This window comes from Frigidibacter oleivorans (assembly GCF_003993775.1).
Classification (GTDB): Bacteria; Pseudomonadota; Alphaproteobacteria; order Rhodobacterales; family Rhodobacteraceae; genus Frigidibacter; species Frigidibacter oleivorans.
On sequence record NZ_RJRZ01000024.1, the window covers coordinates 24,622 to 45,766 of the forward strand.

General features: G+C 70.2%; 20 protein-coding genes. 17 read left to right on the forward strand and 3 right to left on the reverse strand.

Going from position 1 to position 21,145, the window contains the following annotated elements; genetic code table 11:
- Positions 1–48: 48 nt before the first annotated feature.
- Both efp and EEY80_RS18950 read left to right on the forward strand, forming a co-directional pair.
- Positions 49–615 carry an elongation factor P gene (efp, locus tag EEY80_RS18945; protein ID WP_126979324.1) on the forward strand — a complete coding sequence of 189 codons (567 nt, stop codon included), beginning with the start codon at positions 49–51 and terminating at the stop codon, positions 613–615.
- 5 nt (positions 616–620) lie between these two features.
- The gene (locus tag EEY80_RS18950) at positions 621–1,076 is read left to right on the forward strand and encodes a PaaI family thioesterase (protein WP_126979326.1); all 456 of its coding nucleotides are present in this window, start codon (positions 621–623) and stop codon (positions 1,074–1,076) included.
- Between the two features lie 39 nt (positions 1,077–1,115).
- Here the strand turns inward: EEY80_RS18950 and irrA are convergent, their stop codons facing one another.
- Entirely contained in the window at positions 1,116–1,544 is a 429-nt protein-coding gene (irrA, locus tag EEY80_RS18955) for an iron response transcriptional regulator IrrA (RefSeq protein ID WP_126979328.1), read from the reverse strand.
- Between the two features lie 238 nt (positions 1,545–1,782).
- On the opposite strand from irrA, the gene fabA reads away from it, so the two are divergent.
- The 11 genes from fabA (at position 1,783) to EEY80_RS19010 (ending at position 12,605) form a co-directional block, all read left to right on the forward strand.
- Positions 1,783–2,295, forward strand: coding sequence for a bifunctional 3-hydroxydecanoyl-ACP dehydratase/trans-2-decenoyl-ACP isomerase (gene fabA / locus EEY80_RS18960; protein WP_126979366.1), 513 nt, complete (start codon positions 1,783–1,785; stop codon positions 2,293–2,295).
- A 22-nt stretch (positions 2,296–2,317) separates the two neighbouring features.
- Positions 2,318–3,547: a beta-ketoacyl-ACP synthase I gene (fabB, locus tag EEY80_RS18965; RefSeq protein ID WP_126979330.1), complete on the forward strand. Its 1,230-nt coding sequence runs from the start codon at positions 2,318–2,320 to the stop codon at positions 3,545–3,547.
- 6 nt (positions 3,548–3,553) lie between these two features.
- Positions 3,554–4,342, forward strand: coding sequence for an enoyl-ACP reductase FabI (locus EEY80_RS18970; RefSeq protein WP_126979332.1), 789 nt, complete (start codon positions 3,554–3,556; stop codon positions 4,340–4,342).
- 216 nt (positions 4,343–4,558) lie between these two features.
- Positions 4,559–5,563 carry a serine hydrolase domain-containing protein gene (locus tag EEY80_RS18975; protein ID WP_126979334.1) on the forward strand — a complete coding sequence of 335 codons (1,005 nt, stop codon included), beginning with the start codon at positions 4,559–4,561 and terminating at the stop codon, positions 5,561–5,563.
- 100 nt (positions 5,564–5,663) lie between these two features.
- Positions 5,664–6,527 carry an alpha/beta fold hydrolase gene (locus EEY80_RS18980; protein WP_126979336.1) on the forward strand — a complete coding sequence of 288 codons (864 nt, stop codon included), beginning with the start codon at positions 5,664–5,666 and terminating at the stop codon, positions 6,525–6,527.
- Entirely contained in the window at positions 6,524–7,510 is a 987-nt protein-coding gene (locus EEY80_RS18985) for a threonine ammonia-lyase (RefSeq protein WP_126979338.1), read from the forward strand. Before EEY80_RS18980 ends, EEY80_RS18985 begins: the two co-directional genes overlap by 4 nt.
- A 2-nt stretch (positions 7,511–7,512) precedes the next feature.
- The gene (gene pcaD / locus EEY80_RS18990) at positions 7,513–8,301 is read left to right on the forward strand and encodes a 3-oxoadipate enol-lactonase (RefSeq protein WP_126979340.1); all 789 of its coding nucleotides are present in this window, start codon (positions 7,513–7,515) and stop codon (positions 8,299–8,301) included.
- Complete coding sequence (locus EEY80_RS18995; protein WP_126979342.1) at positions 8,294–9,016, forward strand: alpha/beta fold hydrolase; 723 nt, start codon at positions 8,294–8,296, stop codon at positions 9,014–9,016. The genes pcaD and EEY80_RS18995 overlap by 8 nt, the downstream gene beginning before the upstream one ends.
- Before the next feature lie 123 nt (positions 9,017–9,139).
- Positions 9,140–10,354, forward strand: a complete 1,215-nt coding sequence (locus EEY80_RS19000) for a TCR/Tet family MFS transporter (protein WP_126979344.1) — start codon at positions 9,140–9,142, stop codon at positions 10,352–10,354.
- Between the two features lie 83 nt (positions 10,355–10,437).
- Positions 10,438–11,694: a mandelate racemase/muconate lactonizing enzyme family protein gene (locus EEY80_RS19005; RefSeq protein ID WP_126979346.1), complete on the forward strand. Its 1,257-nt coding sequence runs from the start codon at positions 10,438–10,440 to the stop codon at positions 11,692–11,694.
- Between the two features lie 209 nt (positions 11,695–11,903).
- Positions 11,904–12,605 carry an outer membrane protein gene (locus tag EEY80_RS19010; protein WP_126979348.1) on the forward strand — a complete coding sequence of 234 codons (702 nt, stop codon included), beginning with the start codon at positions 11,904–11,906 and terminating at the stop codon, positions 12,603–12,605.
- Between the two features lie 63 nt (positions 12,606–12,668).
- On the opposite strand, the gene EEY80_RS19015 is transcribed toward EEY80_RS19010, so the two are convergent.
- Positions 12,669–12,956 carry a hypothetical protein gene (locus tag EEY80_RS19015; protein ID WP_126979350.1) on the reverse strand — a complete coding sequence of 96 codons (288 nt, stop codon included), beginning with the start codon at positions 12,954–12,956 and terminating at the stop codon, positions 12,669–12,671.
- A 196-nt stretch (positions 12,957–13,152) separates the two neighbouring features.
- Here EEY80_RS19015 and metH point away from each other — a divergent pair, with 196 nt between their 5' ends.
- Entirely contained in the window at positions 13,153–16,935 is a 3,783-nt protein-coding gene (metH, locus tag EEY80_RS19020) for a methionine synthase (RefSeq protein WP_126979352.1), read from the forward strand.
- A 55-nt stretch (positions 16,936–16,990) separates the two neighbouring features.
- Here the strand turns inward: metH and tal are convergent, their stop codons facing one another.
- On the reverse strand, positions 16,991–17,935 hold the full coding sequence (tal, locus tag EEY80_RS19025) for a transaldolase (protein WP_126979354.1): 945 nt from the start codon (positions 17,933–17,935) through the stop codon (positions 16,991–16,993).
- A gap of 258 nt (positions 17,936–18,193) precedes the next feature.
- Between tal and EEY80_RS19030 the strand changes: the two genes are divergently transcribed.
- The 3 genes from EEY80_RS19030 to EEY80_RS19040 all read left to right on the forward strand — a co-directional run.
- Positions 18,194–20,017: a type VI secretion system Vgr family protein gene (locus tag EEY80_RS19030; RefSeq protein ID WP_126979356.1), complete on the forward strand. Its 1,824-nt coding sequence runs from the start codon at positions 18,194–18,196 to the stop codon at positions 20,015–20,017.
- Between the two features lies 1 nt (position 20,018).
- On the forward strand, positions 20,019–20,615 hold the full coding sequence (locus EEY80_RS19035; RefSeq protein ID WP_126979358.1) for a DUF6931 family protein: 597 nt from the start codon (positions 20,019–20,021) through the stop codon (positions 20,613–20,615).
- 114 nt (positions 20,616–20,729) lie between these two features.
- A partial coding sequence (locus EEY80_RS19040; RefSeq protein ID WP_164738324.1) for a type VI secretion system-associated FHA domain protein occupies positions 20,730–21,145 on the forward strand: 416 nt, incomplete at its 3' end.

Sequence of the window (21,145 nt, forward strand, 5' to 3'; positions counted from 1 at the left end):
GCGCCCTGCCTCTAGCCGCTCGGCCGGCCAGCCACAAGGAAGACACCTGTGAAAGTCATCGCCTCCTCGGTCCGCAAGGGCAACGTGATCGAACTCGACGGCCGGCTCTATGTCGTGCTGACCGCCCAGAACATCCACCCCGGCAAGGGCACGCCGGTGACGCAGGTGGACATGCGCCGCATCGGCGACGGGGTGAAGGTGTCGGAACGCTGGCGCACCACCGAACAGGTGGAACGCGCCCATGTCGAGGAGCAGGAATTCGACTTCCTCTACGAGGATGGCGAGGGCTTCCACTTCATGAACCCGTCGAGCTACGAACAGGTCGTGGTCAGCGAGGATGTGGTGGGCGACGCCAAGGTCCACCTGCGCGACGGGCTGCGGGTCTGGCTGCTGATGTTCCAGGAACAGGCGATCTCGATCGAACTGCCGCAGAAGGTGACGGTGACCGTCGAGGAGACGGAGCCGGTGGTGAAGGGGCAGACGGCCTCCTCCTCCTACAAGCCTGCCACCTGCACCGGCGGCATCCGGGTGATGGTGCCGCCGCATATCGACGTGGGCACGCGGATCATCATCAATACCGAAGACAATGCCTATGTCGAACGGTCGAAGGAGTGACCGGAATGCCGGTCACTGACGGGCCTGCGCCCGAGCCGACCGGGACGGGCGCAGGCGCGGCCACGGACCCGGCAGGGGTCCTGCCGCCCTTTGCCCGGACGATGGGCCTGCGCCTTACCCTCGCCCGGCCGGACCGGGTCGAGGGCGAGGTGACGGTTCCGCCCGGCCATGCCAACCGCAACGGCGTGCTGCACGGGGGCGCGGTGATGGCGATCATCGACTGCCTCGCCGGCACCGCGGCGCATCTGAACATCCGCCCCGACCAGATGACCACCACCGTCGAGAGCAAAACGAACTTCTTCCGCTCGGTCCGCATTGGCGAGGTCCTGCGCGGCGAGGTGACGCCCCTGCATGTCGGCGGTCGCACCCATGTCTGGCAGACGCGGCTGATCCGCGCGGATGGCAAGGTGGCGGCGCTGTGCATCCAGACGCAGATGACGATCGAGAGGCCGGCCGACTGACCCCGCCCCGACTGACCCCGCCCCCGCCGGGGCGCCGCCTCAGCCCTTGCTGCGGCGCAGGCGGATGACCACGTCGACCCGCGCCACCTCGGCGCCGTCGGGGGCCTTGGGAAGGCGCGTGATCTCCAGATCCTCGGCCGGGGCGTCGGTCAGTTCGGCGCTGTCTTCCCAGTAGAAATGCGGATGGTCGTCCATGCGGGTGTCGAAATAGGACCGCGACCCGTCCACCGTGACTTCCTGCATCAGCCCCGCATCGCAAAAGGCCTTCAGCGTGTTGTAGACGGTGGCAAGCGACACGCCCTCGCCCGCGTCGCGGGCCGCGGCATGAAGGCTTTCGGCGGTCACGTGCCGGTCCTCGCCATCGCCCACCAGCAGCGCGGCCAGCGCCAGCCGCTGGCGCGTCGGGCGCAGCCCCGCCCGGGCCAGCCAGTCGGCGCCCCGCCCGGCCCCGCTCGGACCGGGGACCATGTCTTCTGCATCCTGTCGCATCATGGGATGATTATAAAGTTCTCTGCCCCCCGATTTCAAACGGAGATTTTCCCGCGCCGCCCCCCGGCGCCCCCCGCACGGCGCCTCCGCCCCGCCTTCGCCGCAAGCCGCGGCCGCGGTCCCGGCTATTGCGCGCGGGCGGAGCCGGGTGCTAGACGGAGGCCGATCATTGCCGCAGAACCGCGCGGCCCATGACGATGCGGAGGACAACGACCACATGGCGGACTATCCGACGAGCTTCGACAGGGAGGCGCTGCTGAAATGCGCGCGGGGCGAACTGTTCGGCCCCGGCAATGCGCAGCTGCCCGAACCGCCGATGCTGATGATGGACCGCATCACCGACATCTCGTCCGACCGGGGCGAGCACGGCAAGGGCCATGTGGTGGCCGAATTCGACATCACCCCCGACCTGTGGTTCTTCGCCTGCCACTTCCCCGGCAACCCGGTGATGCCGGGCTGCCTCGGCCTCGACGGGCTGTGGCAGCTGACCGGCTTCAACCTCGGCTGGCGCGGCTGGCAGGGGCAGGGCTTCGCGCTCGGTGTGGGCGAGGTGCAACTGAAGGGCATGGTGCGGCCGGACCGCACGATGATCCGCTATTTCGTCGACTTCACCCGCGTCATCGACCGCAAGCTGAAGATGGGCGTGGCCGATGGACGGGTCGAGGCCGATGGCGAGGTGATCTACCTCGTCAAGGACATGAAGGTCGGCCTTGCGGCCGCCGCCAGCTAACAGCGCGCGAGGAGGATCGCCCATGCGCCGCGTCGTCATCACCGGGATCGGCATCGTCTCTCCCATCGGCAACACCGCAGCCGAGGTCGAGGCCTCGCTGCGCGCCGGCCGGTCCGGCATCGTCTTCGCCCCCGACTACGCCGAACACGGCTTCCGCAGCCAGGTGAAGGGCCAGCCGCAGATCGTGCTGGAGGACCATATCGACAAGCGCGACCTGCGCTTCATGGGTCCGGGCGCGGCCTACAACTTCATCGCCATGCAGCAGGCCATCGCGGACTCCGGTCTGACCGAGGCAGAGGTATCCAATCCGCGCGCCGGCCTGATCATGGGATCTGGCGGGCCCTCGACCTCGAACTTCTTCCAGGCCCACCAGACGGTGATCGAGAAGGGCGCGCCCAAGCGGATGGGGCCGTTCATGGTCACGCGCTGCATGTCCTCGACCAATTCGGCGACTCTGGCCACGCCGTTCCGGATCAAGGGCGTGAACTATTCGATCACCTCGGCCTGTTCCACCAGTGCCCATTGCATCGGCAACGGCACCGAACTGATCCAGCTGGGCAAGCAGGACGTGGTCTTTGCCGGCGGCGGCGAGGAACTGGACTGGACGCTGTCCTGCCTCTTCGATGCCATGGGCGCCATGTCCTCGAAATACAACGACACGCCCGAAACCGCCTCGCGTCCCTATGACGCCACCCGCGACGGCTTCGTCATCGCGGGCGGCGGCGGCGTCGTGGTACTGGAGGAGCTGGAACACGCCAAGGCCCGCGGCGCGAAGATCTATGCCGAGGTCACGGGCTATGGCGCCACCTCGGACGGCTATGACATGGTCGCCCCCTCGGGCGAGGGCGGCGAACGGTCGATGCGGCTGGCGCTGGCCACGCTGCCCGAGGACCGCCATGTGGATTACATCAACTCGCACGGCACCTCGACCAGCGTCGGCGACGTGACCGAGATCGAGGCAATCCGCCGCGTCTTCGGCAACGGCGCGACCCCGCCCGTCGCCTCGACGAAATCGCTGACCGGGCACAGCCTCGGCGCGACCGGCGTGCACGAGGCAATCTATTCGCTGCTGATGATGCAGGGCGGCTTCATCGCCGCCTCGGCCAATGTCGCGACGCTGGACCCGGCGCTCGACCCGTCCGAGATCGTGACCGAACTGCGCGAGGGGGTCGAGCTCGACACCGTCCTGTCGAACAGCTTCGGCTTCGGCGGCACCAACGCGACGCTCGTGATGTCGAAATACCAGGGATAAGCAGACATGGCCGAGCTGATGAAGGGGAAGCGCGGGCTGGTGATGGGCGTCGCGAACGACCGGTCCATCGCCTGGGGCATCGCGCAGGCCCTGCACGCCGAGGGGGCGGAACTGGCCTTCACCTATCAGGGCGAGGCCTTCGGCAAGCGGGTGGAACCGCTCGCGGCGACGCTGGGCGCCACGCTGATGGTCGATGCGGACGTGATGAACGACGACAGCCTCGACGCGGCCTTCGACCGGCTGAAGACGGAATGGGGCGGCATCGACTTCCTGATCCACGCCATCGCCTATTCCGACAAGACCGAACTGACGGGCCGCTTCATCAACACCACGCGCGGCAATTTCAGCAACTCGCTCTGCATCTCGTGCTTTTCCTTCATCGACGTGGCGCGGCGCGCCTCGGCGCTGATGCCCGAGGGCGGCAGCCTCGTCACCCTGACCTATCAGGGGTCGAACCGGGTCACCCCCTTCTACAACGTGATGGGCGTGGCGAAGGCGGCGCTGGAAAGCTCCGTCCGCTATCTGGCCAATGACCTCGGACCCGAGAAGATCCGCGTCAACGCGATCAGCCCCGGCCCGATGAAGACGCTGGCCGGCGCGGCCATCGGCGGCGCGCGCCGCACCTTCCGCCATACCGAGGCGAACGCCCCGATGCGCGCCAATGCCACGCTGGAGGCGATCGGCGGCACCGCCGTCTATCTGTGCTCCGACTATGGCGCCTGCACCACGGGCGAGATCATCATCGTGGACAACGGCTTCCACGTGCTCGGCATGCCGCAGCCGGACCACCTGTAAGGGGACGGGAGGGGCACCGCCCCTCCGTGTCCGGTGCAAGGGAGGGGCGCTGCCCCTCGTCCTTGAAAAATGAAAGGGGCGCTGCCCCTCTGGGCGCGTGCCGCGCCCATTCACCCCGGGATATTTCCGTCAGCTGCAGGGGGCGTCGGATCACGCCTGCGTCAGCCGCGCGCGAGGCCCTTTTGCGCGCCGCTGCGCCGCGTCATCTTGCCGGCCATGACCCAGACCCGCCGCTCCCTGATCCGCGCCGGCCTCGCCGCCGGCCTCGCCCTTGCCTCGCCCGCCGTCCTGCGGGCGCAGGACCGCTTCGCCGCCGCCCGCGACCGCGCGCGCGGCATGACGCAGCTGCACAGCCTGTGCATCGCCGCAGGCGGCGAGACGGTGCTGGCCGAGGCCTTCCGCGGCCCGGCGCCCGACCGGGCGGTGAATGTGAAATCGGTGTCGAAGACGCTCGTCGCCTCGCTGACCGGGGCAGTGATCGGGGCGGGCGCGCTGCCGGGCGTAGGCGCGACGCTGGGCGAGGTGGCGCCCGGGCTGATCCCGCGGGACGCCGACCCGCGCGTGGCCGGGATCACGGTGGCCGACCTTCTGACCATGCAGGCGGGGCTGGAACGGACCTCGGGCGCGAATTACGGCGCCTGGGTCAGCAGCCGGGACTGGGTGGCCGATGCGCTGTCGCGGCCGATGCTGCGCGATCCGGGGACCGGGATGCTCTATTCCACCGGCAGCTATCACGTCCTCGGCGCGGTTCTGGCCGAGGCGACCGGGGACAGCCTGCTGACGCTGGCCCGCCGTCATCTGGGCGAACCGCTGGGGCTCCGCATCGACGGCTGGACCCGCGATCCGCAGGGCCGCTACATGGGCGGCAACAACATGGCGCTGTCGCCCCTGGGGATGCTGGCCTTCGGCGAGGCCTGGCGGCGGGGCGGGACCGCGCCCGAGGGGCGGCTGGTGCCCGAGGACTGGGTGACGGCCGCCTGGACCCCGCGCACGCGGTCGGTCTTTTCCGGCGACGACTATGGCTATGGCTGGTTCCTGTTCGACGCGGGCGGCGCGCGCGTCGCCTATGCGCGCGGCTATGGCGGCCAGATGATCTATGTGGTGCCGGAGCGGGGGCTGACCGTGGCCGTCACCTCGGATGACAGCCTGCCCGCCCGCTCCGAGGGTCATGCCGGCGACCTGAAGCGGCTGCTGACCGAAACGATCCTGACGGCCGTCTGACCCTTGCAGCCCGGGGCGATCCGACGCCGGCCTTCCCCCGGCCGCGCCGCTGTGACAGTCTGCCCGGCGACGGCGGCCCGCCGCCCTTCCGGGATGACCCATGACCCTTGCCCGTTTCACGGCCTCCGACGGCGTGACCCTCGCCTATGACGATCGGGGCGATGGCCCGCCGCTGGTCTGCCTTGCCGGGCTGACCCGCAACATGGGCGATTTCGAATCCGTGCTCGGTCCGCTGGGCGCGCGCTGCCGGCTGATCCGGCCCGACTATCGCGGGCGCGGCCTGTCGGACCGGGCGGACTGGTCCGGCTATACGCTGGCGCGCGAGGGGCAGGACCTGCTGGAGCTGCTGGACCATCTGGACCTGCCCCGCGCGGCGATCCTCGGCACCTCGCGCGGGGGGATGGTCGCGCTGGACCTGGCGCCCCGGCATCGCCACCGGCTGACCGGAGTGATCCTGAACGACATCGGCCCGGTGATCGAGGATGCGGGGCTGGGGCCGATCTTCGACTATCTGGGCCGCGCGCCGGTCTGGCCGACGCTGGAGGCGGCGGGCGAAGGGCTGGCGCAGGTCATGGCCGGCGCCTTTCCCGGGGTGACGGCGGCAGAGTGGCGGGCGCGGGCCGCGCATTGGTATGACGAGGGGCCGCAGGGACTGTCGCTGCGCTATGACCCTTCGCTGCGCGAGGCGTTCCTCGCCATGGCCGAGGGCGGCCGCCTGCCACCGATGTGGGAGGGGTTCGCGGCCCTGGCGGGCCTGCCGGTGGGCGTGATCCGGGGGGCCAATTCCGGCCTTCTGTCGCGCGAGACGGTGGCCGAGATGGCGCGCCGCCACCCGGGGCTGGTGGCGGCCGAGGTGCCGGATCGCGGCCATGTCCCCTTCCTCGACGAACCCGAGGCGCTGGCCGCGATCCATGCGGTGCTCGACCTCATCGACCGGCAGCAGACAGAAGGACGGACCGCATGACCGACATCGCCGCCATCGAGGCCGCCGCCACGCGCCTGACGGGCCATATCCGCCGCACGCCGCTGCTGTCCTCGCCCTTCCTCGACGCGCTGGCGGGGCGGCGGGTGCTGGTGAAGGCCGAATGCCTGCAGCACACCGGCAGCTTCAAGGCCCGCGGCGGCTGGTCGGCCGTCTCGGCCCTGCCGGCGGCGGACCGCGCGCGGGGGGTGATCGCCTTCTCGTCCGGCAATCATGCGCAGGGGGTGGCGGCGGCGGCGCGGGCCTTCGGCTGCCCGGCGGTGATCGTGATGCCCGCCGATGCGCCGAAGCTGAAGATCGACAATACCCGCGCGCTCGGGGCCGAGGTGGTGCTGTACGACCGGGCGGGGGGCGAGAACCGCGAGGACATCGGCGCCGCGCTGGCCGAGGCGCGCGGCCTGACCCTGATCCGCCCCTATGACGAGCCGCTGGTGATCGCGGGGCAAGGCACCTGCGGGCTGGAACTGGCCGAACAGGCGGCAGAGGCAGGGGTGGCACAGGCCGATGTGCTGGTCTGCTGCGGCGGCGGCGGGCTGAGCGCGGGCGTGGCGCTGGCGCTGGAGTCGCGGGCGCCGGGCCTGCGGGTGCGCCCGGTGGAGCCGGCGGGCTTCGACGATGTGGCCCGGTCGCTGGCGGCCGGGGAACGGCTGTCCAACACCGCGCCCTCGGGTTCGATCTGCGATGCCATCGTCACCCCCAGCCCGGGCGAGATCACCTTTCCGATCCTGCGGCGCCTGTGCGGCCCGGGTCTGGTGGTCACGGATGACGAGGCGCTGCGGGCCATGGCCGCGGCCTTTGCCCGGCTGAAGATCGTGCTGGAACCGGGCGGCGCGGTGTCGCTGGCCGCGGCGCTGTTCCGGCCGGACGAGATCGCGGGCGATACCGTGATCTGCGTGGCCTCGGGCGGGAACGCGGATGGCGCGACCTTCGCCGGCGCGCTGACCCGGTTCGGCACCGGGGATTGACCATGCCCTTCCTGCCGCTCGGCGATGTGGTTCTGCACTGGCAGCAGTCGGGTCCGGCGGACGGGCCGCCGGTCCTGCTGATCCATGCGCTCGGCAGCGACCTGCGGCTGTTCGATGCGGTGGTGCCGCTGCTGCCGGCGGGCGCACGCATCGTCCGCTTCGACCTGCGCGGGCACGGCGCCAGCAGCCTGCCGCCCGGCCCCGCGGCGATGGGGGCGCTGATCCGCGATGCCGAACGGCTGATGGAGGGTCTGGGCCTGACCGGCGCGGTGGTGGCAGGCGTCTCGGTCGGCGGGATGATCGCGCAGGGGCTGGCGGTGAAGCGGCTGGATCTGGTGCGGGGGCTGGTGCTGTCGAACACGGCGGTGAAGATCGCCACCCCCGCGATCTGGGACGAGCGCATCGCCGCCGTCCGCGCCGGCGGCATGGCGGCGATCGCGGCGGCCACCATCGACCGCTGGTTCGCCCGCGCCCGCCGCGCGGGACCCGAGGCGCAGCTGTGGCAGGACCGGCTGGAGGCCTGCACGGTCGAGGGATATGCCGCTGTCGCCGCCGCCATCGCGGGCACCGATTTCCTGACGCCGACCTCGGGCCTGCGGCTGCCGGCGCTGGTGATCGCGGGCGGGCATGACGGATCGACTCCGCCCGATCTGGTGCGGGAACTGGCCGATTTGATCCCCGGCGCGCGCTTCGCCCTGATCCGCGGCGCCGGCCATGTGCCGCCGGTGGACGAGCCCGGTGCCTGGGCCGCCGAGGTGACGGGCTTCCTGCGGGCCATCGGCCATGTCTGAGCGGCGGCCGGTCGTCCTGGTCCACGGGGCCTGGTGCACCGCGGCGGCCTGGGGCGAGGTGCCGGTCCTGCTGCGCGCGCTCGGCCACCCGGTCGAGGTGCCGGACCTGCCCGGGCGCGGCGGCGATGCCACACCCCTGGCCGAGGTGACGCTGGACCTTGCGGCCGGGCGGGTGGCGGCGCTGCTGCGGCAGGGGCCGCCCGCGCTGCTGGTCGGGCATTCGCTGGGCGGCATGGTCATCGCCGCGGCGGCGGAACGGGCGCCCGAGCATGTGCACCGTCTGGCCTTCCTCTGCGCCTTCCTGCCCCGCGACGGCGACAGCGTCGCCAGCCTGATGGTCCGGCAGCCCGACACGATCCGCCCCGCGATCCGCCGCGATGCCCCGGGCAGCACCCGGCTCGACCCAGGGCAGGCGCTGCCGCTGCTGGCGCAGGACGCGGACGCGGCGGCGCAGCGGGTGCTGGCGGCCGGGCTGGTGGCGGAATCGAACCGGCTGCAGACGGACCCGGCCCGGCTGACGCCCGCGGGGTTCGGCCGGCTGCCGCGCGCCTATCTGCTGTGCGAGGCGGACCGCACCATCACCCCGGACCTGCAGCGCGACATGCTGGCGGCCAGCCCCTGCGACCCGGTGCTGACGCTGCCGGCAGACCATTTCCCGCAGCTGTCGATGCCCGACCGGCTGGCCCGGCATCTGGCCGATCTCGCCACGCTCTGATCCCGGCATTTCGCCGCGCCGCGCCGGCAGAACGCCGCGCGGGCTTTGACCTTTGGCGCATCTGCGGGTTCAACGGGCCGTCCGCCCCGGGACCGCCCCCGGGACCGCCCGCAGGATCGCCAGATGCAGAACCGCCTCGCCCTGACCTTCATCCTCGGCACCGTCGCCATCGACAGCATCGGCATCGGCCTGATCTTTCCGGTGATGCCCGACCTTCTGGCCGAGGTGACGGGCGGCACGCTCGCCACCGCCGCGATCTGGAGCGGCGTGCTCGCCACCGCCTATGCGGCGATGCAGTTCCTGTTCGGCCCTCTGGTCGGCAGCCTGTCCGACCGCTTCGGCCGCCGCCCGATCCTGCTGTCGGCGCTGGCGGTGATGACGGTGGATTACCTGCTGATGGCGGTGGCGCCGACGGTCTGGCTGCTGCTGCTCGGCCGCACGGTCGCGGGCGTCACCGCGGCCACCCATGCCGCCGCCTCTGCCGCGCTGGCCGACATTTCCGAAGGCGACGAGCGGGCGCGCTATTTCGGCTGGATCGGCGCGGCCTTCGGCGTGGGTTTCGTTGCCGGGCCGCTGATCGGCGGGCTGCTCGCCACCATCGACAGCCGCGCGCCCTTCTGGGCGGCGGCGGGGCTGGCGGCGCTGAACCTCTGCCTCGGCTGGGCGGTGCTGCCGGAAACCGTCACCGACGCGATCCGCCGGCCCTTCCGCTGGGCCAATGCCAATCCGCTGGCCGCCTTCCGCACCATGGGGTCGCTGCCCGGGATCGGGCGGCTGCTGGCGGTGCTGTTCGCCTATTCGGTGGCCTTCCACGTCTATCCGGTGATCTGGTCCTTCTACGGCAAGGCCCGCTTCGGCTGGGATGCCTGGATGGTGGGCCTGTCGCTGGCCGCCTTCGGGCTGTGCATCGCCGGGGTGCAGGCCGGGCTGGTGGGGCCGGCGCTGCGCCGGCTCGGCGGGCGGGGCGCGATCTTCTGGGGGATGGTCGCCGAGTTCCTGACCTTCCTCTTCTACGGGTTCGTCACCTCGGGAACACTGGCGCTGGCCTTCACCCCGCTCGCGGCGCTTGGCGGCATCGTCATGCCGGCGCTGCAGGGCGAGATGTCGAAGGCCACCCCCGCCGATCGGCAGGGGCAGTTGCAGGGGGTGCTGGCCAGCCTCAACGCCGCGGCGATGATCGTCTCGCCGCTGCTGATGACCCCGGTCTTCGGCCTGTTCACCCGGCCCGGCGCCGCGATCCATGCGCCGGGGGCGCCCTTCCTAGTCGCGGCGCTGTTGTCCGGGTTGTGCCTGATCCTGCTGGCGGCAGGTCGCGAACGGGCCGTTCCTGCCGCCTGAGCGGTTGGCCTTCGTCCCGCGCGCCCCTATCGTCGGGGCCATGCGGGGGGCAGCCGGCCCGCCGCGGCCAGCCGGAGACGCCCATGATCCTGAAGGACCTCGAGATCTTCATCGTCGAACCGCCCGCGCCGGGCTGGGGCGGCCGCTACTGGATCTTTCCGAAGATCACCACCGCCGACGGCATCGTCGGCTATGGCGAATGCTATGCCTCGACCGTGGGTCCGCAGGCGATGGCCGCGGTGATCGAGGACGTGTTCCTGCGCCACATGCAGGGCGAGGCGGCGGAGAATGTCGAGCTGATGTTCCGCCGCGCCTATTCCTCGGGCTTCACCCAGCGGCCCGATCCCACGGTGATGGGCGCCTTCTCGGGGCTGGAGATCGCCTGCTGGGACATCCTCGGCAAGATCCGCAACCGGCCGGTCTGGGCGCTGCTCGGCGGGCTGATGAACCCGAGGCTGCGCAGCTATACCTATCTCTATCCGCGGCCCGAGGATGACCCGGTCCGCTTCTGGGTCGATCCCGACATGACGGCGGCGGCGGCGGCCCGGGCGGTGGACCAAGGCTTCACCGCGGTGAAGTTCGACCCCGCCGGACCCTACACGATCCGCGGCGGCCATGACCCGGCGCAAAGCGACATCACCCGCTCGGTCGCGTTCTGCGACCGCATCCGGCAGGCGGTGGGCGACCGGGCGGACCTGCTGTTCGGCACCCACGGGCAGTTTACCGTCGCGGGCGCGATCCGGATGGGCCAAGCTCTCGAACCCTTCGGGCCGCTCTGGTACGAAGAGCCGATTCCGCCCGATGCGACGCTCGATCTGGCCGAGGTGGCGCGCGCGGTGCGCATTCCCGTCGCCACCGGCGAACGGCTGACGACGAAGATGGAATTCGCGGCCGTGCTGCGGGCGGGCGCGGCGCGGATCCTGCAGCCGGCGCTCGGGCGGGCGGGCGGCATCCTCGAGGGCCGCAAGATCGCCGCCATCGCCGAGGCCTTCACCGCCCAGGTGGCGCCGCATCTGTATGCCGGGCCGGTGGAATGGGCGGCGAACCTGCATCTGGCCGCCTCGATCCCCAACCTGCTGATGGTGGAGACGATCGAGACGGGCGGTGCCTTCCACATGGCGCTGACCGGCCACCGGCTGCGATGGGAGGCGGGCTATGTCGAGGCACCCCAGGGGCCGGGACTGGGCATCGACTTCGACGAGGCGCTGGCGCGCGCGCATCCCTATTCCGGCCGGCGCCTGCATCTGGAGATGCAGGAAGCGCCCTGCGACTATGGCCGCCCGAATGTGTTCGAAGGGGGCGCTCCCCGAGATGTGAACGACGGAAGCCCTTCTCCGTGATCGGAATTCCGGCGCGACGCGGCGTCACGTTACAGTCCTGAAACCGGCCGCGAGGCCGGGGGCGCGGCAATCCGCACAGGCGGGGGGATTGCCGCGCCCGGGCCATTCCGCCGGGGAACGGCCGCACCTAGGTCTTCGTTCGCAACCCGCACCGCGACCGACCGGAACCGCGGCCCGGCAGGTGCACCACGGAACGAAGGACAAAAGACATGAGCAGCTTCCCCAAGACCATTCTCGCCGCCCTCGCCGGCAGCGCCGCCCTTGCCGGTGCCGCCACCGCCGGCGGCTATGTCGAGCCGGTGATGGAGCCCGCGCCCGTCGTCGTGGCCGAACCGGTCGCCCTGCCGGGCAACTGGGCCGGCGGCTATACCGGGGTGTTCCTCGGCTATGGCATGGACAGCGCCGAATTCGGCGATGACGCGGGGCAGGATTTCGACGATGACGCCGAACTCGACGGCGTGATCGGCGGCCTGACCGGCGGCTGGAACTTCCAGTCGGGCAACTGGGTCTACGGTGTCGAGGCGGACATCGCCGCGATGGACCAGTCGGACAGCATCGAGGACAGCCTGACCGGCGACGAGTACAGCGCCGACCTCAACTGGATGGCCACCCTGCGCGGCCGCGTCGGCTATGACATGGGCAACTGGATGCCCTATGCCACCGCCGGTGTTGCCGCCGTGGGCGCCGAATACGACGTCGACACCGCTGCGGGCAGCGAGGACGACGACAACACCATGACCGGCTACACGGTCGGCCTGGGCGCCGAATACGCGCTGTCGGAGCAGTGGTCGATGAAGGGCGAATACCTCTACACCGAACTCGAGGGCCGCTTCCAGCGCGATGCCGCGCCGTCGAGCGACGTGGACCACGAGATGCATCAGGTCCGCGTCGGGCTCAACTATCGCTTCTGACCCGCATCCCCCAAGGACGTCAGAGGCGGAACGGCGGCAGCGCAGGCTGCCGCCGTTCACATGTCACGGCCCGGCGAAGGGACCGTCGGGATAATGCGCCACCGCCGTGCGCCGGTTGCGCATCGACCAGTAGCAATCCTCCAGCGTGTCGCGGCGGCAGGCGACGGTCACGTCGTCCACCCGGACGCGCCAGCCATAGGGCGTCGCGAAGACGGGATAGGTCTCGCCCGCGAATTCCACCTCGCCGATCTGCGGATCGGGGGGCGCCGGAGCGGTCGCGACACAGGCGGCGAGGGTCAGGCAGGCGGGCAGCAGGACCGCGGCGATGTGGCGGGCGGGAAAGGCGGGCATCACGGGCCTCACGGTCGGGATCGGGGGGACCAGTGTCGCGCGCCCCGGCCCCCGGCGCAAGGCACCCGGCGGCGGCGCCCCGGCCTGACATTCGGCGCCCGACATGAGGCGACTGCATGTTCATCTTGCCGAACATGAGTTTGCCTTGAGGACGCACGGGCGTTATCTAACGGTCTCGCGCGCCCCAGGAGATGTCATGACCCGTGCCCCCCATTCGGCCGCCCGCGGCCCCCTGCCCCGTTCCGCCGCCTTCGCCCGGCTGGAGGCCGCGGCCCGCGATCGCATCCTGATCCTCGACGGCGCGATGGGCACGCAGATCCAGGGCCTCGGCCTCGGCGAGGAGGACTATACAGGGCATGGCGCGGGCTGCGCCTGCCACATCCATTCCGACCATCCGCAGAAGGGCAACAACGACCTTCTGAACCTGACCCGGCCCGAGGCGATCGAGGCGATCCACTATCGCTATGCGATGGCCGGGGCGGATATCGTCGAGACCAACACCTTCTCTTCCACCTCGATCGCGCAGGCCGATTACGGGCTCGAGGACCGCGTCTATGACCTGAACCGCGAGGGCGCGCGGCTGGCGCGGGCGGCGCTGGACCGGGCGACGGCCGAGGACGGGCGCGAACGTTTCGTCGCCGGGGCGCTCGGGCCGACCAACCGCACCGCCTCGATCAGCCCCGACGTAAACGATCCGGGTTATCGCGCCGTCACCTTCGACCAGCTGCGCGCCGCCTATGCGGAACAGATCCGCGGCCTGATCGACGCGGGCGCCGACATCCTGCTGATCGAGACGATCTTCGACACGCTGAACGCCAAGGCCGCCATCTTCGCCTGCGAGGAAGCCTTCGTCCTGCGCGGCGAACGGCTGCCGGTGATGATCTCTGGCACGATCACCGACCTGTCCGGTCGCACCCTGTCGGGCCAGACGCCCACCGCCTTCTGGAACTCGGTCCGTCATGCGCGGCCGTGGTCGGTGGGCCTCAACTGCGCCCTGGGCGCGGCGGCGATGCGCCCGCATCTGGCCGAGCTGTCCGGCGCGGCCGAAACCTTCATCTGCGCCTATCCGAACGCGGGCCTGCCGAACGAGATGGGCCAGTATGACGAGACGCCCGCGCAGATGGCGGCGCAGGTCGAGGACTTCGCCCGCGAAGGGCTGGTGAACGTCGTCGGCGGCTGCTGCGGGTCCACCCCCGACCATATCCGCGCCATCGCGGCGGCGGTGGCGAAGTTCCCGCCCCGCGCCCTGCCCGAGGTGCCGCGCCTGATGCGGCTGTCGGGGCTGGAGCCCTTTACCCTGTCGCCCGACATCCCCTTCGTCAACGTGGGCGAACGCACGAACGTCACCGGCTCGGCCCGGTTCCGCAAGCTGGTCACCAACCGCGACTATGCGGCGGCGCTGGACGTGGCGCGGGACCAGGTGGAAAACGGCGCGCAGATCATCGACGTCAACATGGACGAGGGCCTGATCGACTCGAAACAGGCGATGATCGACTTCCTGAACCTCATCGCCTCGGAACCCGATATCGCCCGGGTGCCGGTGATGATCGATTCCTCGAAATGGGAGGTGATCGAGGCCGGCCTGCAATGCGTGCAGGGCAAGCCGGTGGTGAACTCGATCAGCCTGAAAGAGGGCGAGGACGCCTTCCTGCATCAGGCACGGCTGTGCCGGGCCTATGGCGCGGCGATGGTGGTCATGGCCTTCGACGAGCAGGGGCAGGCCGATACCGAGGATCGCAAGGTCGAGATCTGCGCCCGCGCCTATCGCCTGCTGACCGAGGTGGCCGAGGTGCCGCCCGAGGACATCATCTTCGACCCGAACATCTTCGCCGTGGCGACGGGGATCGAGGAACATGCCCGCTATGGCGTCGATTTCATCGAGGCCACCCGCCGCATCCGCCGCGACTGCCCGCATGTGCATATCTCGGGCGGGGTGTCGAACCTGTCGTTCAGCTTCCGCGGCAACGAGCCGGTGCGCGAGGCGATGCATGCGGTGTTCCTGTATCACGCCATCGCCGCCGGCATGGACATGGGCATCGTCAACGCGGGGCAGCTGGCCGTCTACGACTCGATCGAGCCCGACCTGCGCGAGGCCTGCGAGGACGTGGTGCTGAACCGGCGCGACGACGCGACGGAACGGCTGCTGGACATTGCCGAGCGGTTCCGCGGCACCGGCGCGCGCGAGGCGCGGGAACGCGACCTCGGCTGGCGCGACTGGCCGGTGGGCAAGCGGCTGGAACATGCGCTGGTCAACGGCATCACCGAATTCATCGAGGCCGATACCGAGGCGGCGCGGGTCGAGGCCGCGCGCCCGCTCGACGTGATCGAGGGCCCGCTGATGGCGGGGATGAACGTGGTGGGCGACCTCTTCGGCGCGGGCAAGATGTTCCTGCCGCAGGTGGTGAAATCCGCCCGCGTGATGAAGCAGGCGGTGGCGGTGTTGCTGCCCTATATGGAGGCCGAAAAGGCCGCGGCGGGCGGCAGCGGCCGGTCCTCGGCCGGCAAGGTGCTGATGGCCACGGTGAAGGGCGATGTGCATGACATCGGCAAGAACATCGTGGGCGTCGTCCTCGCCTGCAACAATTACGAGATCATCGACCTGGGCGTGATGGTCCCGGCGCAGAAGATCCTGCAGGTGGCGCGCGAGGAACAGGTGGACGTGATCGGCCTGTCGGGCCTCATCACCCCCTCGCTGGACGAGATGGTGCATGTCGCGGCCGAGATGGAGCGCGAGGGCTTCGACCTGCCTTTGCTGATCGGCGGGGCGACCACCTCCAAGGTGCATACGGCGGTGAAGATCTCGCCCGCCTACCGCCGCCACCAGGCGGTCTATGTCACCGATGCCAGCCGGGCGGTGGGCGTCGTCTCGGCGCTGCTGTCGCCGCAGCAGAGCCGGAATTATGTCGATCAGGTCCGCGCCGAATATGCCGAGGTGGCCGACCGCCATGCCCGGGCCGAGGCGGCGAAGTCGCGCCTGCCGCTGGCCGCCGCCCGCGCCAATGCGCTGAAACTCGACTGGGCGGGCTATGACGTGCCCGCGCCGGCCTTCACCGGAACGCGGGTCTATGACGACTGGGATCTGGCGGAACTGGCGCGCTATATCGACTGGACGCCCTTCTTCCAGACATGGGAGCTGAAGGGCGTCTTCCCGAAGATCCTCGAGGACGAGAAGCAGGGCGAGGCGGCGCGCGCGCTCTATGCCGATGCGCAGGCGATGCTGCAGCGGATCGTGGGCGAGAAGTGGTTCCGCCCGCGGGCGGTGGTGGGTTTCTGGCCCGCCAATGCGGTGGGCGACGACATCCGGCTTTACGCCGGGCCGGACCGGACCGAGGCGCTGGCGACGCTGCACACCCTGCGCCAGCAGGTGCCGAAACGCGACGGGCGGCCGAACGTGGCGCTGTCGGATTTCGTGGCGCCCGAGGGCGCGGCAGCCGACTGGGTGGGCGGCTTCGTCGTCACCGCCGGGCCGGAGGAGGCCGGGATCGCGGAGCGGTTCGAGGCCGAGAATGACGACTATTCCGCCATCCTCGTGAAGGCGCTGGCCGACCGCATCGCCGAGGCCTTCGCCGAACGGATGCACGAAAAGGTGCGGCGCGAGCTGTGGGGCTATGGCGCGGACGAGCGCTTCACCCCGGCCGAACTGATCGGCGAACCCTATCGCGGCATCCGTCCCGCGCCGGGCTATCCGGCCCAGCCCGACCATACCGAGAAGGATACGCTGTTCCGCCTGCTGGATGCCGAGGCGGCGACGGGCGTGCGCCTGACCGAAAGCATGGCGATGTGGCCGGGCTCTTCGGTCTCGGGCCTCTATATCGGCCATCCCGACGCCTATTACTTCGGCGTGGCCAAGGTCGAACGCGACCAGGCCGAGGACTATGCCGCGCGCAAGGGCATGACCCTGGCCGAGGTCGAACGCTGGCTGGCGCCGGTGCTGAACTACACGCCCGCGGGGACGGCGGCGGCGGTGGCGGCGGAATAGCCCGCCCCGCTGCGTTGGCGCGCCCGCGCGAGGAGGGGGGCAGCGCCCCCTTCCCTTACCCCGCCAGCCGCGCCGCGATCAGGTCCAAGAGCTTGCGGTGATCGGCGTCGAAGTTGCGGATGCCTTCCGCCAGCTTCTCGGTCGCCATCGCATCGCCGTTCATCGCCCAGCGGAAGGCCGCCTCGCCCATCGGGATCGGCGCCACGCCGGTCGCCGCATCGGGGGACAGGGCAGCGGTCAGCTCCGTCTCGTCCCCGGCCAGTTCGGTCAGCAACGCGGGCGAGATCGTCAGCCGGTCGCAGCCCGCCAGCGCCTTGATCTGGCCAGTGGTGCGGAACGAGGCGCCCATCACCACCGTCTCGATGCCGTTCGACTTGTAGTAGTCATAGATCCGCCGCACCGACAGGACGCCCGGGTCTTCGTCTGGCGCGAAGCTGCGACCCTCGGCCTTGGCATACCAGTCGGTGATCCGCCCCACGAAGGGGGAAATCAGGAAGACGCCGGCATCGGCACAGGCGATGGCCTGCGCCAGCGAGAAGATCAGCGTCAGGTTGCAGTCGATGCCTTCGGCCTGCAACCGTTCCGCGGCGCGGATGCCCTCCCAAGTGGCGGCGAGCTTGATGAGGATCCGGTCGCGGAGGATGCCCTTCGCCTCGTAGGCGGCGATCAGGGCGCGGGCCTTGGCGACCGAAGCCTCGCTGTCGAAGGAAAGGTTGGCGTCGACCTCGGTCGAGACGCGGCCGGGCACCAGCCCGGCGAGTTCCGCCCCCACGCCCACGGTCAGCGCATCGGCCACGGCGAGCGGATCGCGGCCCGTGGCGCGGCCATCGGCGATCTCGGCATCGACCAGTGCCGCGAAGGCCGGGCTTTGCAGCGCCTTGAGGATGATCGAGGGGTTGGTGGTGCAGTCCACCGGCCGCAGGCTGCGCACAGCCTCGACATCGCCGGTATCGGCGACCACGGTGGTCATGTCGCGAAGCTGTTCGAGTGCGCTTGCCATGGTCGTTCCCTTTCCAAGCCGGACTCCCCGGGACCGCGGTCGCGCGCGGCCCTCCTCCGGGCTGCCTAGTCGCGGCGGCCGAAGCCGTCAACCGCCGCCACGCCCGCGGGCAGGCGTTGCGGCGCCGGCGGTTCAGGCCAGCAAGCGACCTGATCCGTGGCTTGCCTCGGTGAAAATCGCCATGTAACGCTTGCGATGTCCATTTGATTTCGACTTCCGCGCCGATCCATTTCGCAACGCCGCTTGCAGGTTCCCCCGATGGAAGAAACCACGAATTCCCAGAAAGGCCGCCTCGGGCACCTGCATTCGCAGATGGGTGACAAGCTCGTCCTGCTGGAGTTTGCCGGGACCGAGGGGCTGAACAGCCCGTTCGAGTTCCGGGTGACCTGCCTGAAGGAAGGCGTGCCGCTGAAGGGCGACAAGGTGCTGGGCCAGCCGGCCGCGGTGGAACTGGTCACCATCGACGGCAGCAGCCGCTGGTTCAACGGGCTCGTCACCTCGATGCTGGAACTGGGGCCGGAACAGGGCGGCATCGCCTATCAGCTGGAACTGCGGCCCTGGCTGTGGATGCTGCGCAACCGGCAGAACTGCCGGATCTTCCACAACCAGTCCGTCACCGGCATCCTGCAGGCCATCTTCGCCGACCATGCCGGCCTGATCCGCGAACAGCCGGATTTTTCAAAGGTGCGGGACCGCACGCCGCATGAATACATCGTGCAGTATCGGGAAAGCGACTTCGCCTTCGTCAGCCGCCTGATGGAGAGGGCGGGCATCTCCTATCATTTCGAGATGTCGAAGTCGGGCCACAAGATGGTGCTGACCGACCAGTCCGACAGCTATCGCCACGGCACCGTCCATTCCGTGGCCTTCCTGCAGCATCAGGGCCGCCACAACGCGGATGTCGAGCATTTCACAAGCTGGACCGAAGAGCGTGTCCCCACCTCGGGCAATGCCCGGATGATCGACTACGACTTCAAGGCCCCCAACACCCGCCACGAATACACCGCCTCGGCATCCGGGAAATACACCGGCGACGCGATGGAAAGCTTCGAGTGGCCGGGCGCGTTCAACTGGAAGGGTTCGGCGCATCGCGATGTGGTGCAGCGCCGGCTCGACATGCTGACCGGACCCGGCCAGCGCTTTGCCGCGGTCGGCGACGCGCTGTCGGTCGCGCCGGGAACGATGATGACCCTCACCGAACATCCGGTGGCCAAGGGCGATTACGTCGTGCTGTCCTGCACCCATCGCTTTACCGCGCAATCCTACCGGTCCGGCGCCGGGGGTGGCACCGACTATTCCGGGCGCTACCTCTTCGCCAGATCCGGCACGCCGATGGCACCGGCGCAGGTGACGCCCCGCGCCCGCGTCTATGGCCCGCAGACGGGCGTCGTCATCGGCTCGGGCGAGATCGACTGCGACGAGTACGGGCGCATCCTCGTGCAGTTCCACTGGGACGGCGCGGCGGCCGGGTCGATGCGCTGCCGTGTGTCGCAGTCCTGGGCGTCGAACTCCTGGGGCACGATCTTCATCCCCCGCATCGGCATGGAGGTGGTGGTCGAATTCCTCGAGGGCGACCCCGATCATCCGCTGGTCACCGGATGCGTCTACAACGGCACCAACATGCCGCCCTTCGGCCTGCCGGGGGAACAGAACAAGGCGGGCTGGAAAAGCACCAGCGTCGGCGGGTCGGGCTACAACTCGCTGACCTTCGACGACACGGCCGGGGCCGAGCTGATCGACATGCATGCCCAGTTCGACCATGCCGTGATGGTCGAGCATGACCAGCGCGAGACCGTCGGCAAGAAGATGACGCTTAAGGTCGGCGCCAGCCGCACATCGACGATCGCCCATGACGACACGCTGAACGTGGGTCAGGTGCTGACCATCGAGGCCGGGCAGAAGATCGTGCTGAAGGTCGGCACCAGCAGCATCGAGATCGACGGCACCTCGATCACCGTCAAGGCGATGAACGTCAAGGTCGAGGCGCAGGCGCAGCTGAAGACCGCCGGGGGGATCACCGCCGAACACAGCGGCGGCGCGTTCCTCGACGTGAAGGCGGCCATGGTGAAGATCAATTCCTGACATGGCGACCGCGACCGACATGCCCCGCCCCGAGGACGCCTCTGCCGCGGCGAACATGCGCTGCGTGATCGCGGCCGACCTGTTCCGCGACATCCCGCAGATCGCCGAGGACATGGCAGGCCAGCCGTTGCCCGGCCAGACCGCCCCTGCCTTCCTGCGCCAGCTGCTGGCCGGCGCCATCCCCGAAGAGGCGGTGACCCTCGCCGCCTATGCGCTGCGCCCGCGCCATTCGGTCTGGTGGGCGCATGAATGCCTGCAGTCGGTGACGGAGGTCCTGGCGGACGAGGACCGGCGGATGCTGGAGCTCTGCGCGCAATGGGCCGCCGACCCGTCGGAACCGAACCGCCGCCGGGTGATCGACGCCGGCATGGCCGCGACGGCGCGCGGGCCGGGGGTGTGGATCGGGCTCGGCGCCGGCTGGTCGGGTGGGTCCATGGCGCCCAGCGGTCTGCCCGACGTGGCGCCGCCCCCCTTCCTGACCGGCCGGGCGGTGAATGCGGGCGTGCTGTCGGCGCTGGCGCGGGTCGCGCGCGAGGACCGGCGGCGGCGGCTGGCGCATTTCGTCGGCATGGCCGAGGTTCTGGCGCGGGCAGAGTAGCTTTCGCGCCTGCGGGCTTGCGCGCGGGTGCCGGCGCTGTAGCTTGCGGACTCGACCGTCCCGAGGGAAGCCGCCGCGGACGGTCCCACCCGGCCACCGGCCGTCGGAGCGATGATGAAACTGACCCTGCGTCTCGAGAACGTCGATTTCCTGCCGGATGGCGGGCCCCTAGAACACAGCGTCAGCGGGCGCGGCTTCGAGGTGGGGCGCGACACGGCGATGGACTGGACGCTGCCCGATCCGAACCGCCACATCTCGAGCCGGCATTTCGAGATCCAGTGGCGGCAGGGGGCCTACTGGCTGCTCGACACCTCGACCAACGGCACGTTCCTTTACGGCCAGCAGATGCGGCTGCCCGGCCCCTACGAGCTGTCGCATAACGACCGGCTGCAGGTGGGCCACTACATCATCCGCGTGCTGATCGAGGCCGACCGCGCCGAGGCGGCGGGCTGGCCGGCGGCGCCCGCGCCGGTCGCGGCGCCGCCCCCCGGCGCGGCGCATTTCCCGGCCTACGATCCCGCCCCGGCCCC

What these genes read in the sequence shown, in the direction of transcription:
- EEY80_RS18950 (WP_126979326.1), top strand. Translation starts at nt 621, where the DNA reads ATGCCGGTCACTGACGGGCCTGCGCCCGAGCCGACCGGGACGGGCGCA.
- irrA (WP_126979328.1), bottom strand. Translation starts at nt 1,544, where the DNA reads ATGGTCCCCGGTCCGAGCGGGGCCGGGCGGGGCGCCGACTGGCTGGCC.
- fabA (WP_126979366.1), top strand. Translation starts at nt 1,783, where the DNA reads ATGGCGGACTATCCGACGAGCTTCGACAGGGAGGCGCTGCTGAAATGC.
- fabB (WP_126979330.1), top strand. Translation starts at nt 2,318, where the DNA reads ATGCGCCGCGTCGTCATCACCGGGATCGGCATCGTCTCTCCCATCGGC.
- EEY80_RS18970 (WP_126979332.1), top strand. Translation starts at nt 3,554, where the DNA reads ATGGCCGAGCTGATGAAGGGGAAGCGCGGGCTGGTGATGGGCGTCGCG.
- EEY80_RS18975 (WP_126979334.1), top strand. Translation starts at nt 4,559, where the DNA reads ATGACCCAGACCCGCCGCTCCCTGATCCGCGCCGGCCTCGCCGCCGGC.
- EEY80_RS18980 (WP_126979336.1), top strand. Translation starts at nt 5,664, where the DNA reads ATGACCCTTGCCCGTTTCACGGCCTCCGACGGCGTGACCCTCGCCTAT.
- EEY80_RS18985 (WP_126979338.1), top strand. Translation starts at nt 6,524, where the DNA reads ATGACCGACATCGCCGCCATCGAGGCCGCCGCCACGCGCCTGACGGGC.
- pcaD (WP_126979340.1), top strand. Translation starts at nt 7,513, where the DNA reads ATGCCCTTCCTGCCGCTCGGCGATGTGGTTCTGCACTGGCAGCAGTCG.
- EEY80_RS18995 (WP_126979342.1), top strand. Translation starts at nt 8,294, where the DNA reads ATGTCTGAGCGGCGGCCGGTCGTCCTGGTCCACGGGGCCTGGTGCACC.
- EEY80_RS19000 (WP_126979344.1), top strand. Translation starts at nt 9,140, where the DNA reads ATGCAGAACCGCCTCGCCCTGACCTTCATCCTCGGCACCGTCGCCATC.
- EEY80_RS19005 (WP_126979346.1), top strand. Translation starts at nt 10,438, where the DNA reads ATGATCCTGAAGGACCTCGAGATCTTCATCGTCGAACCGCCCGCGCCG.
- EEY80_RS19010 (WP_126979348.1), top strand. Translation starts at nt 11,904, where the DNA reads ATGAGCAGCTTCCCCAAGACCATTCTCGCCGCCCTCGCCGGCAGCGCC.
- EEY80_RS19015 (WP_126979350.1), bottom strand. Translation starts at nt 12,956, where the DNA reads ATGCCCGCCTTTCCCGCCCGCCACATCGCCGCGGTCCTGCTGCCCGCC.
- metH (WP_126979352.1), top strand. Translation starts at nt 13,153, where the DNA reads ATGACCCGTGCCCCCCATTCGGCCGCCCGCGGCCCCCTGCCCCGTTCC.
- tal (WP_126979354.1), bottom strand. Translation starts at nt 17,935, where the DNA reads ATGGCAAGCGCACTCGAACAGCTTCGCGACATGACCACCGTGGTCGCC.
- EEY80_RS19030 (WP_126979356.1), top strand. Translation starts at nt 18,194, where the DNA reads ATGGAAGAAACCACGAATTCCCAGAAAGGCCGCCTCGGGCACCTGCAT.
- EEY80_RS19035 (WP_126979358.1), top strand. Translation starts at nt 20,019, where the DNA reads ATGGCGACCGCGACCGACATGCCCCGCCCCGAGGACGCCTCTGCCGCG.